Origin of the sequence: Neobacillus piezotolerans, assembly GCF_003362805.1 — a bacterium.
Taxonomy (GTDB): Bacteria; Bacillota; Bacilli; order Bacillales; family Cytobacillaceae; genus Bacillus_D; species Bacillus_D piezotolerans.
On the sequence record NZ_QNQT01000013.1, the window covers coordinates 27,015 to 41,229 of the forward strand.

The following is a 14,215-nucleotide window of genomic DNA, read 5'->3' on the forward strand; positions in this document are numbered from 1 at the left end:
ATGTACAATGAACATGACTCACTATATGGGATTGCTAGCGGATAACCAGCCCTGGAACCTGCTCATTTTTATGGCAGCGGTCGTCATTCTCGCGGAAACGATCGCCATAACAGAGCTTGGAATACTATTTACAGGCAGTTACAATGGCAGGTTACGGAAAGTTAACAAAATCTCGAGCATAATAGCTGGTATTTATTTCTCCGGCATCTTTGTTTATTTGATGAAAAATGCGTGGCTGCCTCTTACCCTGAACGGTGGATGGCATGGATGGATCGATTTTGTCGCGGTAACTTTTTATCTCCTTGGTATAGTCCCATTGCTCGGAATGGCCCTGCTTGATATGGGAATCGTCATGAAAAATAGCCCTGAACGAAGAAAAATGAAGCTGCATGTTTCATTCGTCGGGCTTTTCCTCATAGTGGCCCATGTAGCGATGATTTTTGGCATGCTCGACCCGACGCTAGGCGGCGGGCACGATATGCACAATATGTAAACCCCAAGGCCGGCTGCATCGGTAACCCCGATAGCCGGCCTTTTTTGGATTTTGTATTTCTATAAGAGGCGCTAACCGGGCGCCTACGCATTTCTATTTGTCCAGCTCCGGCGCCCAGCGCCTAGTGTACTTCGGTCCCCTCGCTACGATAAGTCAACATCGGGGACCTCCAGTCCATACGGCGCTAACCGGGCGCCTACGCTTTTCTATTTGTCCAGCTCCGGCGCCCAGCGCCTAGTGTACTTCGGTCCCCTCGCTACGATAAGTCAACATTGATTCGCTTAGGCTCATCGTGTTTCCTTTATCTCCATCGGGGTCCTCCAGTCCATACGGCGCTAAACGGGCGCCTACGCTTTTCTTTTAAGCATAAACTTATGAAGATATTGTGAAGATTTCCATTTGTAATTATGAACATTTTTTTAAAACCGGCTAGGGTAACTAGTAATCGTCCGCTAGGGGGGACTACAATGAACATAATCAATCGTAATCAAGTGGGAAATGTGATTATTGGTGTGGCGGCCAGCCATATGCCGGTATTCCCGTTGCCCCCAGAATAAGGGAGGCTCCATGCCTGATGGAAAAACTGAAAGTATTAATCGTCGACGTAAATTATATGTTCCTGAAAGGGCTTGAAACAATCCTGAATGAGGAGCCAACCCTGGAACTGGTAGGGGAAGCGCGAACCGGCTGCGAGGCCTTGTCAATGGCCGTCTCCCTGAAGCCGGATGTAATCCTTATGGATGTAAACATGCCCTCCGAAGACGGAATCGGGATCATGAAACAGCTGGTAGCGGATTTGCCGGAGAGCAATATCCTTGTTCTGTCCGTGGACAACAATGAAGAAGGTATGATGGAGGCGCTTCGATACGGGGCAAAAGGCTATTTACTGAAAAGCCTGCTGCCAAATGAACTGCTTGCATTCATCCACATGGCCAGCAGGGGCGAATATGTCATTTCGGGACCAATAGCGAAGGAAATCATCTCTAATATCACCAAGTTCCCTAACCCATTAGTTTCGGGGAATTCCGTTCCGAAAAGCAATATGTTAACAAGAAGGGAAAAGGAGATTCTTTCCGAAGTCATAAAAGGAATGACAAACCGCCAGATCGCATGCACTCTTTTTATCTCGGAAAATACTGTTAAGAACCATATACGAAATATCATGGAGAAGCTTCATATGAATAACCGCGCCCAGGTAGCTGCCTTTGCTCTCCAGGAAGGATGGCTGCAGAAAACTGTATAGTATGCAACCCGGGGTGGGAGAGCCACGGTTATTTTTAAAATGTTATGATGAAAAATTGATAGAAAAGGGCTTTGGCCATGCCGCCTCTTCGGGGCCAAAGAAATGGTGCTGCCATGAAAAAGAAAGTGTTGATTGGTTTCTATATTCTCATCGTGCTCATTGGGCTGGCTGTTTTCATGACGGCTAATGGGTTCCAGGGAAAGAATGCCCAAGCTGTCCAGGCGGGTGAAAAGGTCTATAAGCAGCAATGCGCCATTTGCCATGGGGATAATGGAAAAGGAGAAGGCGCTAATGCAGGGACATCCTTAAACAGCCAAGTATTTTTAAGTTCCGCCAGTGATGACGATCTCGTCAATTATATAGCAGAGGGAAGGCCGGAAGCGGCCATGCCCGCGTATGGGCCGAGGCTCAGCAAAGAAGAGTTGAAAAATGTGGTTGCCTTTATCCGCGACTGGCAAAAAGGAGAAATGAAATTTGATGTCCCGGATCCCATCGCCGGAAATGCCGAAACCGGTGAAAAGATCTACAAAAGGTCCTGTATCCAATGCCACGGGGAAGGAGGAGCAGGAAAACCGAAGATGGGGACGGTACTTGCCCATCCTAATTACCTAAAATACTCCACCGATCAACAAATCTGGATCAACACGGCCTATGGCCGGGAAAATACCAGGATGGCCCCATCGCTAAAAGGGCTTGATGGGGTCCGCCAATTAAGCAAAAAGGATATTTCCGATGTTGTAGCGTATATCCGTTCCCTTGAAAAAGAAGAATAAAAGAAACCCCTGCCGATTTCGCCGGGGTTTCTTTTACTGATCAATTTCTCCTGTCCAGGCGTTCATACCGCCCTCCATATTGATAACCTTGAACCCCTTTGAAGCCAGAAGATCGCTTGCTTGTTGGGAACGGTTTCCGCTTCTGCAAACAATAAGATAGACTTCCTCTTTGTCCAGATTTTCCGCCAGGCCGTCGAGGACCTGCAGGGGAATAAGTTCGGCACCTGGAATATGGCCGCCATTGTATTCATCCGGGGTTCTGACATCAAGAATTTTTACCTCATTTTTAGTAACCAGCTTCAATGCTTCATCCACTGAAACCGTTTCATACTTCGCAGCGCCACATCCCGCCAGAAGAATTGCAATAAAAAGGAACAAAAACTTCTTCAAATTACTCACGCCCTCCTAAGTTGATTATAAGCCAGAAATAAGAACTGGTACATTGGATACCGCGGAAGAAAAAACTTGTTTCGCTCATGTTTAACAAAAAAGTCAAAAACATGATTACCGGTAAAAAACAATAGGCTTTATAGTTATCTTAGAACCGAAGAATATGGAAATTTTTTTGCCCTGGGTACCTGGAAATCTATTTTCTGTATTCATAACAATACGATTGTTAAGAATTTCACAAATAGTTAATAAAGCAATATTTGGTGGAAAATAGCGTCCATTATACAGCTGCTTGGGTAAGGGGTTATTTGTGAACAAATTATGTTGTTTTTTTGTCCAAACCGCAACGTTTTCCCCCCTTTAACAAAATGTTCAAGAGTGCCTCAACAATTGGGTTACTGCGTCGATTATATTTATTCCAAAGAGGACTATAGTGAAAAATAGTACGTTCTAGTCATATGTTTTTCACTTGCCGAGGAGGACTACTATGCTGAAAAAAATGATTGCTTTTTTACTGATTGCTTCGTCCGGTATCTATATTGCCGATTCCGGCGTAAAAGCGGAAGGAAATTTTTCTCCAGAGCAATTTCCATACAAGGAAATGCAGATCCAGGTAATGCCTGAATTCGATTATCCAGAAAATTGGCCAAAAGAAGAACCGTCCCTATTGGTGGGACAGTACGGAACAATTACGAATAAAACCGGCCAGGATTTCAGCGGAAAGGTTGAAGTACCCGTACCGGCCAAGGAGAAAAATTTCCAGGTTTACCTCGTTGCGGAATTTCCAAGCGATGATAAACCGGAAGTCCAGCGGCCATACGAAGTTGATAAAGAAAAAGGCGTTATCTCCTTTACCCCGCAAAACCCGATAAAGAAAGATGCTGTTTATAAGTTTGTTGTCGAATATTATTCCAATCCCATTGAAGTGGGGGATATGAAAAGCTTTACCTATGAATATACGGCTCCGGCAAGCATTGAAGCACTCGATGTCATAGTATACGCACCTTTGAAATCAACCGATATCACACTCGAGCCAAAGCCCGCCAGCACGCAAAAAAGCGATTACGGGGAACAGATCGCCTTTTATCAAGTAAAGGCAGCCGAAAAAGGAAGTTCTTATAAATACAACGTATCCTACAAAAAAGAAGGCAACGCTTCAACTCTCTCAATGATTAATAAAAACAAGGCGCCGAATGACGAAAACCATAATGGCACAACAGCAACTGACCAGGTCACGGCAAACAGCGGAGGGAACGGCGGGGACAATAACCGGCCAATCATCGGGGCAGCCGGGGGAGTCATCATCGGCGCATCCATCATCATTGCCGGAATGTTTGTGTTCTTTGGGTTAAGAAACAAGAAAGAAAACAAGAAAAATACGGCTCAGAACAAGAAGGAAAAAGGCGGGAAGGCGCCGCAAAAACAAAAGATGAAACCATCAAACGACGAAGAAATCAAGGAACTCCGAAAAAAGCTATTAAATGGGAAAATAGACCAGGAAACGTACAATGAACAAGTAAAAAAATTAATTTAAGGGGGAGAAGGTAATGAAAAAAAATACGATCGTTATGCTTGGCGGGTTTATTATCGCGGGGGCAATTGTCTTTCTCTTAATGGCCGCGACTCCCGGATCGAGCGGAGTGGAACTTACCTTAAAAGATTTGCTCGCCAGCCAGGAACAGCATAAAGATGACTTTGTCACTGTGGAAGGATTGCTCATCGAAGACTCAATCAAATGGAACGCCGATAAAATTGAACTTAAATTCGATGTGAAAGACAACGAAGGCAATGTCATGCATGTGGTCCACAATGGGGTAAGGCCAGACAATTTTTCGGAAGGGGTCATTACAATCCTCCAGGGAGCTCCGACCGGAAAAAACACATTTGTCGCGGAAACCGTAAAGACCAGGTGCCCATCGAAGTATGAAGGCGAAGATATGAAGAACTATGACCCTGAAAAACATAAGGATAAGTTAAATAAAAAGCCTTCCAGCGAAGAGTAGAGGCCAAAACTAAAGAAGGTGGAGACAAATGTATTTATTCGCGAATGCAACAATCTATATTGGCCTTGCCCTTGCCGTGTATGGCTTGCTTGTGACAACTTACGGGATTGCCGTTAAGAGGCAAAAGCTGATAAACAGCGGAAAAGGGGCGGTGCTCGGATTATTCATCAGCGCCTCGCTGGCCATGCTTTCATTATTCTATTTGTTAGGAACATCACAGTTCCAATATCAATATGTCAACGATTATACAAGCAGCGAGCTTCCGATTATTTATAAGCTTACCGCCCTTTGGGCTGGAAATGCCGGGTCGCTCCTCCTTTGGACGTTCTTTCTGACACTTTATATTGTAATGATCGTATTCTCCCGGAAAATGAAAGGGAATCCCATGATTCCCTATATCATGTCAATCTTGCTTGGGAACGCTGTTTTCTTCTTCCTGATTCTCGGGTTTGTCGCAAAGCCATTTGCGATTTTGCCAGATGTGCCGCTCGAAGGAAAAGGCTTGAATCCAATGCTCCAGAATCCGGGAATGATTATTCATCCTCTTACGCTTTATCTGGGCTATGTAGGTCTGGCGGTACCGTTCGCATTCGCGATGGCCGCGTTGATTCTAAAAAATATGGACGATTTTTGGATCAAGATGACAAGAAGATGGACCATCATTGCATGGCTGTTTTTAAGCCTCGGGAATATTTTCGGCGGCCAATGGGCTTATGTGGAGCTTGGTTGGGGCGGATACTGGGCATGGGATCCCGTTGAGAATGCTTCCTTCATGCCATGGCTGACAGCAACGGCCTTCCTGCATTCGGTCATGATCCAGGAACGCAAGAACATGTTGAAGGTATGGAATATTAGCTTAATCATAATCTCTTATGCTCTCACTCTCTTTGGAACCTTCCTTGTACGAAGCGGTGTCCTTACATCCGTCCATGCATTCGCAAACTCAAATCTGGGTTTATACTTCCTGATTTTCATGGGAGTGGCCGTCATTGGCGCGATGTATGTCCTGATGAGCCGCTACAATCTGATCAAGCGGAGCGCAGGAGAGTTCAACTCTTTCGTTTCAAAGGAAAGCTCTTTCTTAATCAATAACCTATTGCTTGTCGGATCCGCATTCGCTGTATTCTGGGGAACCATCTTCCCGCTCGTATCTGAAGCGGTAAGGGGAACAAAAGTAACAGTCGGCATACCATTTTTTAACGCGGTCCAGGCGCCCATCCTTCTGTCCATGATGTTTGTCATGGCTGTCTGTCCGCTTCTTGCATGGCAAAGATCATCATTGAAAAACCTGAAGAAAAACTTCCTGATACCCGCCATCCTCGCTGTGGCCGCGATGGCGCTGATGGTTGTCCTCGGCATCCAAAAGGCATGGGCCGTCATCGGCTATGGGGTCATTATCCTACTTTTGATAACACACTATCTTGAATTTTACAGAGGCGTAAAAGCAAGAAGGAAAATGACGAATGAAAACGTGCCTGTCGCGCTTTACAGGCTAATGACAAAAAACCGGCGCCGCTATGGCGGGTATATCGTGCATTTGGGAATCGCCTTCATTGCGCTTGGAATCATCGGGTCACAGAACTATGACCATGAAACAATGAAAACAATTCCGATTGGCCAGTCGATAGAAATAGACGATTATAGGATCAATTATGACAAACTTGATCAAAAATCCGAAGGCATCAATGATATTGTGTATGCCGACCTGACGATATTCAAAAATGGGAAACGCCTAGGAAGCTATGAGGTGGAAAAAGTATTCTACGGAAACTGGGATCAGCCGTCCTCGGAAGTAGCCCTTATTTCAAGCGCCAAGGAAGACCTTTATATCATTCTCAGCGCGTGGGAAGATGACGGAAGGGCAACCTTCATAGTAAAGGTCATCCCAATGATGACTTGGATGTGGTTCGGTTCATTCCTTATTGTGGCTGGTTCGATATTCGCAGTCTGGAATGGCAGATTCCAGGGCACAACTCCAAGGTATACGGGCGCTTCAAGGGAGGTTGCTTAATATGCGAAAGAAACTATATTCAGCTATCCTGCTGGCCGTGATCCTTGTCCAGGCAGCAGCGTTCCCGGCTTTTGCAAAGGAATTTGATTACAAATCGAAGGAATTCAAGGCTGTCGCATCACAATTTTCCTGTACTTGCGGGTGCGGCCAGGACCATTATGAATGCGACCCGAATACGTGCAACCTGACTGTTGAGTTCAAAAAAGACCTTGTTGATATGATGAACAAGGGCATGGATAAAGATGAAATCCGCGCTTACTATATTGGCATTTACGGAGAAGAAATCCTGACAGCTCCGGAAAAAGAAGGCTTCAGCCTGACAGCATGGGTCCTACCATTTGTCGCACTTGGGGGAGCGGGCACAGCACTGGTTTTTGTTATCCGGAAGTGGGTCAGAAAGAAAGGCCAGGCAAACGGACAAATTGAAGAAGAGACTGGGCGGGACGAAGTGGAAAGTGAAATTCTTTCATCAATCATTGATGAGGAACGAAAAAAGTATCTTTAGGATGTGAACAGAATGGAAGGCATTTCAATCATTTCAATGCTCCTGACCGCAGTGTTTGCGCTTGGCTGCCTCTACCTGGTGCTGATGCCGCTTTTCAAGGAAGAATCATTCCTTGACCATACAAGGAAAAGCCAGTCCAACGGTGCAACAAAAGAAGCATTGCTTACAACATTGAATGAAATAGAGTTTGAATTCAAAATGGATAAACTTTCTGAAAGCGACTACCGCCAGTTAAAAAGGCAATACGAGAGCCAGGTGGCGAAGCTTATGCGTGAGGAAGAAACTCCCTCTCAAAAAGCAATTGATAGTGACCTAATGGCTGAAGTGGAACGGGAAATCGAAGCTTCCATGCAGAAAAGGAAAAAGGGGGATGGAAAGTGATTAAGAAAATCACGTTATTCCTCCTCGGCCTCCTGATGCTTGCGCCCGTTGGAGCCAGCGCCGCCGCCGAATCAAAAATCATGATTGATATGCACTACCTGGTCGTAAGCCCGGCGGAGGATGGGTCGACGAATATGATGAACATGGTGAATTACACCAATACGGATCCTTCGGAATATAAGGGTGACGGGAAAAGCGGCGCGGTACTTACCGTGACATTGCCGGAAGGCAGCACGAGCCTTAATTTTCTTGATGGAAAAATCGCCATGGAACAAACAGAAAAGGGTTTTATTACAACTGACCCAATACCGGGAGGCCAGACAATCGTCCTTCCATACAGCTACCGGATGCCGGCGGGCAAAGAAATTAATCTTACCTTTGACTACCCGGCCCAAATCATGCAGGTGCTTGTACCGGAAGGGATGGGCAGCATTGAATTCAAGGGCGCCGAAGCAACCAATCAGGGATTGTTCAATTTTGAAGATCAGAAGTATGTAGGGTACAGTGTAGAATCCATACCTGCAAACGAGCCAGTCATAATGATTTACAACAAGGACATTCAGCCAAAGGTGGACGAAGCAAACCAGGCAGGAGCGGATAAGGGAAAAGAAAACGTAGTAACGAAGCAATCACCCGCGTTTCACAATCCCGGCCATTTGCGGATGTGGTATCAATCGCCTTTAAAAAGCTTCAACCCACATGTTTTAATGATCGTCCTAGCTGCCATCCTAATCGCTGGAATCTCCTATTTTTCCTATTTCCGCCTCAAGAACCGGGCGGAGGCAGAAAGGCTGGAAAATGACGCGGATGAGAAAGCCTTTAAGCTACTCATGGCTAAGCAAAATACGATAATGGACAAAATCCTTGAATTGGAGGATACCTATGGGAATGGGCTCCTCACCGAAGAGGAATACAATGCCAAAATCGATGCCTACAAACAGCATCTTGTAAAAGTGAAGCTGGGACTAAGAAGGTTCGTAGAGTAACAGCCGAGCGGGAGGGTCTCTGTGTGATAGAAATAAAAAAACTGATGAAGCAGGCGGACAATAAAACGATTCTTAAGGGGATTGACCTCTCCATTAAAAAAGGGGAAACGGTCGGCATCCTCGGTCCAAATGGAGCAGGAAAAAGCACGCTTTTAAAGGTGCTGGCCACCCTTGTTAAACCGTCTTCGGGAGAAGTGGCGGTTGGCGGATATGATTTGAAGAAGAATCCGGGGGAAATAAAGAGGCTGTTCGGATATCTTCCCCATTCAAGCCTGCTCTATGACCACTATTCTCCTCTTGAAAACCTTGTTTTTTTCGCAAAAATCTATGGTGTAAAGAATCCGGAAGAGAGGGCGGTCCAGCTCGTCAAGGAAGTGGGATTATCGTTTTTCCTGAACGATCCTGTCAAAAACTTTTCACGGGGGATGATTCAAAGAATCGCAATCGCACGGGCGATTATCCATGAACCTTCCATCCTGCTTCTTGATGAGCCGCACACCGGGCTTGACCAAGGGGCGATTGGCATCCTGAACAATGTTATTCTTTCGATGAAGGAAAATGGAGCCACCATCTTAATGGTCACCCATGATTTCAAACAGGCGGCGGAACTATGCGACAGGATTGTGATTGTCAAAAATGGAAAAATAGCCGACGATTTCATCCTGCGGAATCGCAACATCACTACACTGAATGAGAAATATTCGCACCAGGTGGAGGGAGTATCATGAATATTTTCAGGCCTGCCCTCTTAATCGCATCAAAAGAATTAAAATCGGAATTGAAAACAAAACAAGTACTGGCAACGATGCTTATATTTGCGGGCCTTGTCATCCTGATTTTCAGCATAGCCTTCGACCCACAGAACAATTTTACAAAAGCGGTCGTTCCCGGGGTAATATGGGTCATCATTGTTTTTTCCGGAATACTTGGGCTGAACAGGTCGTTTATTTCCGAACAAAGAAACGATACGATGCAAGGGCTCCTCATAGCGCCGATTGAAGCTTCGGGCATCTATCTTGGAAAAATGCTCGCCAATTTTGCGATGATGCTGATTGTTGAAATCGTTTCCCTGCCGTTTTTATTCCTTCTTTTCGATTTTAAATATATGGGAAGCTTTCCATATTTCATCCTCGTCCTTTTTATAGGCAGTTTCGGTTTTATTGCGATTGGAACATTCCTTGCGGCTTTGGCGGCGAATTCGAAAAGCAGCGAGATGCTATTGCCTCTCCTGCTGTTTCCAATAACAAGCCCGATATTGATTGGGGCCGTCCAGTCGACGAAGATCATTTTAACCAATATAGAGAAGCTGCCAACGGCCATTGCGTGGATGCAGCTCATAGGGGCGTATGATGTTATTTTCTTTGTCCTTTGCTTTTTGTTAATAGACTATGTGTTGGAGGTATAGGTGATGAGCGTAAATATTGAGAAGCAGCACCAGCCGCTCGCCAAGCCGGGGGCGGCCGCGATCGGCAAACCGGTGATGCCGAAAATCCTTTTCGGCGCAACCGTTGTATCCGTACTCGCTGCAATTTACCTTATTTTTATGTATGCGAAGATTGAAGTAACGATGGGAGCTGTCCAAAAGATATTCTATATCCATGTCGCATCAGCCTGGACAGGGTTCCTTGCATTTTTCGTAACATTTGTTTCCAGTATTTTATACTTGTTTAAAAGAAAACGGATTTTTGATACGTATGCATTCGTCTCAGCTGAAATCGGGGTGGTTTTCACAACAATCGTCCTTACAACTGGCCCCATTTGGGCAAAATCATCATGGAACACATGGTGGGCGTGGGAACCGCGCCTGACTACGACTCTTGTCCTTTGGTTTATCTACATGGCTTATATTATGATTCATCAAATGGATGGAGTTTGGGAGAAGAAAGCCCGCCTGGCGGCCGTATTCGGAATCATCGGTTTCGCGGATGTACCGATTGTATGGTTTGCCATCCGCTGGTGGAATTCAAAGTTCCATCCAATCGTTTTCGGTGAAGGGCCTTCCCAAAAGGGCGGCGGCATAGACGATACCATGCTCGTTGCCCTGCTTGCGACCATCACAGCACTGACTTTCTTTTACACATATTTACTAAATAAAGGTGTAACCCTTGAGAATATGAAAATTAAAGTCTCAAACTATAAAGAAAAGATAAGGGAATCTATTGAAAATTAGGAGGAAACTAAAATGGAATACATGTATGCGGCCTATTCAGTAGCCTGGATTGTCATTTTCTCGTATCTGGTGATTTTGGGAAAACGCCAAAGCAAGCTTAAGAAGGAAATTGAATTTTTAAAACTCCACGATAAGTAAGGATTTTCATGGCCGGTGAGGACATGTGGCCGGAAACCGCCGTTTCTGTGGATTCGAGCAATTTGGATTTGGAGGAAATACCATGATGCAGGAAGAAATCAAGGAAAAAACGGAAGAGGCCCAGACAGGCGACTTGACCAAATCAGCATCGTTAAACAAAAAGATAATAAAGCTTACCATTCTCTTGCTGGCAATCGGGATGTTTGGCTACTTTTCCTACACGATGGCGAATAAAGCGGACATCCCGCGGCAAGGGGATCCGGCTCCTAAATTTGAACTTGAAAACCTTGATGGGGATATGGCCAGCCTATCAGATTATGAAGGAAAGGTTGTCGTCCTGAATTATTTTGCAACCTGGTGTGTTCCATGTGTGGATGAAGCTCCTGAACTTGAAGCCTTTTCAAGGGAATATGGTGATAAATATAAATTGCTCATCATCGATAGGGGTGAAACCCGCGACAGGGTGAAAAAGTTTATTAAAAAGCACGATACCGGCTCATCAACTTATTTATTCGATTATAATTCAAAGGTTTCCAAAATGTATGGCGTGCTTAAGCAGCCTGAAACATTCGTAATCGATAAAAAAGGTGTCATTCGCGAATACATCCAGGGGCCAATTACGAAAATGGAACTATATAATCTTGTCAGTAAGTATGAATAAAGGATTAAGCTCTTCGGGGCTTAATCCTTTTTCTTCGTCCATGAAAATAGTAAGTGAACCTATTGGATAACTGGAATAAGTGGTTGTAATCGAGCTCCACAAGCGTAATCTTAGGATTCATAATCTTGGCACAAAGAAACTTTCAACGATTCCTTTTGCCAATATATACTTGAGCATTATCGTTTACATGCCATCAAAAATGTAGTCGGAGGTGACCGAAGCTTCAATTGTAAGTTTCCCGGGCTGGATTTGCGTGGTCGAAACGCCTTTGACCATAGGTGTATGGTATTCATGGACTGGTCTCGGAAAGTCATTTCCTTCTATGACTGAAACGGGAACTGGATTTAATTTAACACCAAGCGCCGTGCTGATGGTTTTCGCCTTTTCATATGCGTTTTGTACAGCAAGCGCAAGGGCTTCCCTGTAATAGGCATCATGTTGGCTTGTGATAAATTGAATGTCCGAAACATAATTGGCGCCGTTTCTTACGGCAGTATCCACAATAGTCCCAGCCTTTTCAAGATCGGTAACCCTTACCTGAAGGAGATGGGTAACTTTATATCCCCGGAAAATTTGCATTCCCTCTTTGTAGTCATACATGGACTCTATTCTGTAATCGGAAGTACGAATATTCTCTGCTGGAATCCCGAGGCCCAGCAAGGCGTTGACAATCCTCGATGATTCCCGCGCATTCTGCTGCTGCCCGGAAACCAGGTCCTTTTCCTCCGTAGATACCCCGACAACAACTGTGGCGGTATCGGGCCTTATCGTTACGGTTCCTTCTCCCCTGACCCTGATTTTTTTATCCACAAATTCTCCTTGTCTATCAACTGCCATTCCAAATCAACCTCCCCTTGGAAATTCCGCTCTTCCCAATAGAAATGTACGGGAATTTTTGTGAAAAAATGACCTTCCCGCAAATTCCATTGTATCTGAAATAAGCGAAACAAGTCATATCAGGCCTGTACAGGCATACATTTTAACAATGGAACAAGCTTTTGGGAGGTGTATGCCAATGGACTTTATGAAAGTGTTTTTGCCCAATGCAGTTGCGAATGCTATCGAGGGCATCCCTTCAGCAGATAGAGCGAAAGTCGAGGAAATCAGGATTAGAATCAATAGGCCGATTGAAGTGACTGTCAGGGGAGCCCCTTTGTTCCTTCCGTATATAACAAAGCAGGAGGACGCGGACTTGCTTTTGCAAAAAATTAGCCAGCATTCCATTTATGCCATGGACGAAGAGTTGATGAGGGGGTATATCACAATCGCGGGCGGGCACAGGGTCGGGCTGGCCGGAAAAGTAATCCTTGAAGGCGGAAAGGTGAGGGCCATCAGGGATGTATCGTCGTTCAATGTAAGGATTGCAAGGGAAAAGATCGGGATTGCGGTCCCTTTGATCCCTTTTTTACACACGAAGGGAAGCTGGGCCCATACATTGATTATCGGCCCTCCCCAAACAGGAAAGACTACACTTTTAAGGGATATCGCAAGGCTCATTTCAAGCGGCCATGATTATGGAGGGCTTGCTGCCAGGAAGGTTGGCATCGTTGATGAACGGTCTGAAATTGCCGGATGTGTAAACGGCGTTCCCCAGCTAACATTCGGAAACCGAGTCGATGTACTCGACTGTTGCCCGAAAGCGGAAGGAATCATGATGCTGATCAGGTCGATGAGCCCTGATGTGATCATCGCGGATGAAATCGGCCGGAGGGAGGACGCGGAAGCAATCGAGGAAGCAGTCCATTCAGGAATTAAAATCATTACGACAGTCCACGGCGGTTCACTGGAGGAAATAAGAAACAGGCCGACATTAAATGGAATTATCGGCACCCGCATATTTGAAAGATATCTCATTCTTGGCCGGAGTAAAGGGCCGGGAACAATCAGCCAAATCCTTGATGGCGCGGGGACTCCTCTCGCCGGAAAAGTGAAGGTGATGTAAATGGTGAAATTGTTGGGAGCCCTTTTTATTTTATCGGCTACAACTTGGACGGGCTTTGAATTTTCACGCCACCTCAGCGAACGGCCAAAGCAACTCCGCCAACTGAAATCGGCCCTGCAATCCCTAGAAGCCGAAATCATGTATGGCCACACCCCTTTACATGAGGCAGCGAGGAGGCTTTCCATACAGCTCCCTAAGCCTTTGTCGTTTTTATTCGAAACATTTGGGTCAAAGCTTACCCAGACGGAAACCACGGTTAAGGATGCCTGGGAGGCAAGCCTTAGGGAAGTTTGGAAGATCACCGCCCTTGGGGAAGGGGAGCTTGAAATCATGGTTCAATTCGGGGAAACACTTGGAAGGCATGACCGTTTTTCCCAGCAAAAGCAAATCCAGCTCACGCTTACCCATTTGGAAAGGGAGGAATCGGAAGCGCGGGATCGGCAGTCTAAATATGAAAAAATGCTGAAAAGCCTCGGCGTCCTTTCCGGATTGCTGCTCATCATCGTATTGATTTAGGGG

The 14,215-nt window shown here is 45.5% G+C and carries 18 protein-coding genes; 16 read left to right on the forward strand and 2 right to left on the reverse strand.

Features of this window, described 5'->3' with window-relative positions:
* Nucleotides 1–7: 7 nt before the first annotated feature.
* The 3 genes from DRW41_RS19555 to DRW41_RS19565 all read left to right on the forward strand — a co-directional run bounded on the left by DRW41_RS19555 (nucleotide 8) and on the right by DRW41_RS19565 (nucleotide 2,509).
* On the forward strand, nucleotides 8–493 hold the full coding sequence (locus tag DRW41_RS19555; protein ID WP_115453715.1) for a DUF6803 family protein: 486 nt from the start codon (nucleotides 8–10) through the stop codon (nucleotides 491–493).
* 574 nt (nucleotides 494–1,067) lie between these two features.
* Nucleotides 1,068–1,736 carry a response regulator gene (locus DRW41_RS19560; RefSeq protein ID WP_115453716.1) on the forward strand — a complete coding sequence of 223 codons (669 nt, stop codon included), beginning with the start codon at nucleotides 1,068–1,070 and terminating at the stop codon, nucleotides 1,734–1,736.
* A gap of 113 nt (nucleotides 1,737–1,849) precedes the next feature.
* Nucleotides 1,850–2,509 (forward strand): c-type cytochrome, encoded by a 660-nt coding sequence (locus DRW41_RS19565; protein WP_115453774.1) that lies wholly within the window; start codon nucleotides 1,850–1,852, stop codon nucleotides 2,507–2,509.
* A 33-nt stretch (nucleotides 2,510–2,542) separates the two neighbouring features.
* Here DRW41_RS19565 and DRW41_RS19570 read toward each other — a convergent pair whose 3' ends face one another.
* Nucleotides 2,543–2,899 (reverse strand): rhodanese-like domain-containing protein, encoded by a 357-nt coding sequence (locus DRW41_RS19570; protein ID WP_115453717.1) that lies wholly within the window; start codon nucleotides 2,897–2,899, stop codon nucleotides 2,543–2,545.
* Nucleotides 2,900–3,386: 487 nt separating this feature from the next.
* Between DRW41_RS19570 and DRW41_RS19575 the strand changes: the two genes are divergently transcribed.
* The 11 genes from DRW41_RS19575 to DRW41_RS19625 all read left to right on the forward strand — a co-directional run bounded on the left by DRW41_RS19575 (nucleotide 3,387) and on the right by DRW41_RS19625 (nucleotide 11,754).
* Entirely contained in the window at nucleotides 3,387–4,433 is a 1,047-nt protein-coding gene (locus DRW41_RS19575) for a hypothetical protein (protein ID WP_115453718.1), read from the forward strand.
* Nucleotides 4,434–4,446: 13 nt separating this feature from the next.
* Entirely contained in the window at nucleotides 4,447–4,902 is a 456-nt protein-coding gene (locus DRW41_RS19580; RefSeq protein WP_115453719.1) for a cytochrome c maturation protein CcmE, read from the forward strand.
* A 28-nt stretch (nucleotides 4,903–4,930) separates the two neighbouring features.
* Entirely contained in the window at nucleotides 4,931–6,913 is a 1,983-nt protein-coding gene (locus DRW41_RS19585) for a heme lyase CcmF/NrfE family subunit (RefSeq protein WP_115453720.1), read from the forward strand.
* A gap of 1 nt (nucleotide 6,914) precedes the next feature.
* Entirely contained in the window at nucleotides 6,915–7,418 is a 504-nt protein-coding gene (locus tag DRW41_RS19590) for a cytochrome c-type biogenesis protein (RefSeq protein WP_115453721.1), read from the forward strand.
* A gap of 12 nt (nucleotides 7,419–7,430) precedes the next feature.
* On the forward strand, nucleotides 7,431–7,799 hold the full coding sequence (locus DRW41_RS19595; RefSeq protein ID WP_115453722.1) for a hypothetical protein: 369 nt from the start codon (nucleotides 7,431–7,433) through the stop codon (nucleotides 7,797–7,799).
* Nucleotides 7,796–8,785 carry a hypothetical protein gene (locus DRW41_RS19600; RefSeq protein ID WP_115453723.1) on the forward strand — a complete coding sequence of 330 codons (990 nt, stop codon included), beginning with the start codon at nucleotides 7,796–7,798 and terminating at the stop codon, nucleotides 8,783–8,785. The genes DRW41_RS19595 and DRW41_RS19600 overlap by 4 nt, the downstream gene beginning before the upstream one ends.
* A gap of 23 nt (nucleotides 8,786–8,808) precedes the next feature.
* Nucleotides 8,809–9,513, forward strand: coding sequence for an ABC transporter ATP-binding protein (locus DRW41_RS19605; protein WP_115453724.1), 705 nt, complete (start codon nucleotides 8,809–8,811; stop codon nucleotides 9,511–9,513).
* Nucleotides 9,510–10,190, forward strand: a complete 681-nt coding sequence (locus tag DRW41_RS19610; RefSeq protein ID WP_115453725.1) for a heme exporter protein CcmB — start codon at nucleotides 9,510–9,512, stop codon at nucleotides 10,188–10,190. The genes DRW41_RS19605 and DRW41_RS19610 overlap by 4 nt, the downstream gene beginning before the upstream one ends.
* A gap of 3 nt (nucleotides 10,191–10,193) precedes the next feature.
* The gene (locus DRW41_RS19615; protein ID WP_115453726.1) at nucleotides 10,194–10,955 is read left to right on the forward strand and encodes a cytochrome c biogenesis protein; all 762 of its coding nucleotides are present in this window, start codon (nucleotides 10,194–10,196) and stop codon (nucleotides 10,953–10,955) included.
* Between the two features lie 12 nt (nucleotides 10,956–10,967).
* Nucleotides 10,968–11,093, forward strand: coding sequence for a CcmD family protein (locus tag DRW41_RS19620; protein WP_115453727.1), 126 nt, complete (start codon nucleotides 10,968–10,970; stop codon nucleotides 11,091–11,093).
* An 82-nt stretch (nucleotides 11,094–11,175) separates the two neighbouring features.
* Complete coding sequence (locus DRW41_RS19625) at nucleotides 11,176–11,754, forward strand: TlpA family protein disulfide reductase (RefSeq protein ID WP_115453728.1); 579 nt, start codon at nucleotides 11,176–11,178, stop codon at nucleotides 11,752–11,754.
* Nucleotides 11,755–11,937: 183 nt separating this feature from the next.
* Here the strand turns inward: DRW41_RS19625 and DRW41_RS19630 are convergent, their stop codons facing one another.
* Nucleotides 11,938–12,591 carry an SIMPL domain-containing protein gene (locus DRW41_RS19630; RefSeq protein ID WP_115453729.1) on the reverse strand — a complete coding sequence of 218 codons (654 nt, stop codon included), beginning with the start codon at nucleotides 12,589–12,591 and terminating at the stop codon, nucleotides 11,938–11,940.
* Nucleotides 12,592–12,769: 178 nt separating this feature from the next.
* Here DRW41_RS19630 and spoIIIAA point away from each other — a divergent pair, with 178 nt between their 5' ends.
* A complete protein-coding gene (gene spoIIIAA, locus DRW41_RS19635; RefSeq protein ID WP_115453730.1) occupies nucleotides 12,770–13,696 on the forward strand; it encodes a stage III sporulation protein AA in 927 nt (308 codons plus the stop codon).
* Nucleotides 13,697–14,212 carry a stage III sporulation protein SpoIIIAB gene (gene spoIIIAB / locus DRW41_RS19640; protein WP_115453731.1) on the forward strand — a complete coding sequence of 172 codons (516 nt, stop codon included), beginning with the start codon at nucleotides 13,697–13,699 and terminating at the stop codon, nucleotides 14,210–14,212. It begins immediately after the preceding gene.
* The last annotated feature ends 3 nt before the right edge of the window (nucleotides 14,213–14,215 follow it).

Coding starts and splice junctions, on each gene's coding strand:
- DRW41_RS19610 (WP_115453725.1), top strand. CDS start 9,510: ATGAATATTTTCAGGCCTGCCCTCTTAATCGCATCAAAAGAATTAAAA.
- DRW41_RS19630 (WP_115453729.1), bottom strand. CDS start 12,591: ATGGCAGTTGATAGACAAGGAGAATTTGTGGATAAAAAAATCAGGGTC.
- DRW41_RS19580 (WP_115453719.1), top strand. CDS start 4,447: ATGAAAAAAAATACGATCGTTATGCTTGGCGGGTTTATTATCGCGGGG.
- DRW41_RS19555 (WP_115453715.1), top strand. CDS start 8: ATGAACATGACTCACTATATGGGATTGCTAGCGGATAACCAGCCCTGG.
- DRW41_RS19615 (WP_115453726.1), top strand. CDS start 10,194: ATGAGCGTAAATATTGAGAAGCAGCACCAGCCGCTCGCCAAGCCGGGG.
- spoIIIAB (WP_115453731.1), top strand. CDS start 13,697: ATGGTGAAATTGTTGGGAGCCCTTTTTATTTTATCGGCTACAACTTGG.
- DRW41_RS19585 (WP_115453720.1), top strand. CDS start 4,931: ATGTATTTATTCGCGAATGCAACAATCTATATTGGCCTTGCCCTTGCC.
- DRW41_RS19620 (WP_115453727.1), top strand. CDS start 10,968: ATGGAATACATGTATGCGGCCTATTCAGTAGCCTGGATTGTCATTTTC.
- DRW41_RS19560 (WP_115453716.1), top strand. CDS start 1,068: ATGGAAAAACTGAAAGTATTAATCGTCGACGTAAATTATATGTTCCTG.
- spoIIIAA (WP_115453730.1), top strand. CDS start 12,770: ATGGACTTTATGAAAGTGTTTTTGCCCAATGCAGTTGCGAATGCTATC.
- DRW41_RS19590 (WP_115453721.1), top strand. CDS start 6,915: ATGCGAAAGAAACTATATTCAGCTATCCTGCTGGCCGTGATCCTTGTC.
- DRW41_RS19625 (WP_115453728.1), top strand. CDS start 11,176: ATGATGCAGGAAGAAATCAAGGAAAAAACGGAAGAGGCCCAGACAGGC.
- DRW41_RS19575 (WP_115453718.1), top strand. CDS start 3,387: ATGCTGAAAAAAATGATTGCTTTTTTACTGATTGCTTCGTCCGGTATC.
- DRW41_RS19595 (WP_115453722.1), top strand. CDS start 7,431: ATGGAAGGCATTTCAATCATTTCAATGCTCCTGACCGCAGTGTTTGCG.
- DRW41_RS19565 (WP_115453774.1), top strand. CDS start 1,850: ATGAAAAAGAAAGTGTTGATTGGTTTCTATATTCTCATCGTGCTCATT.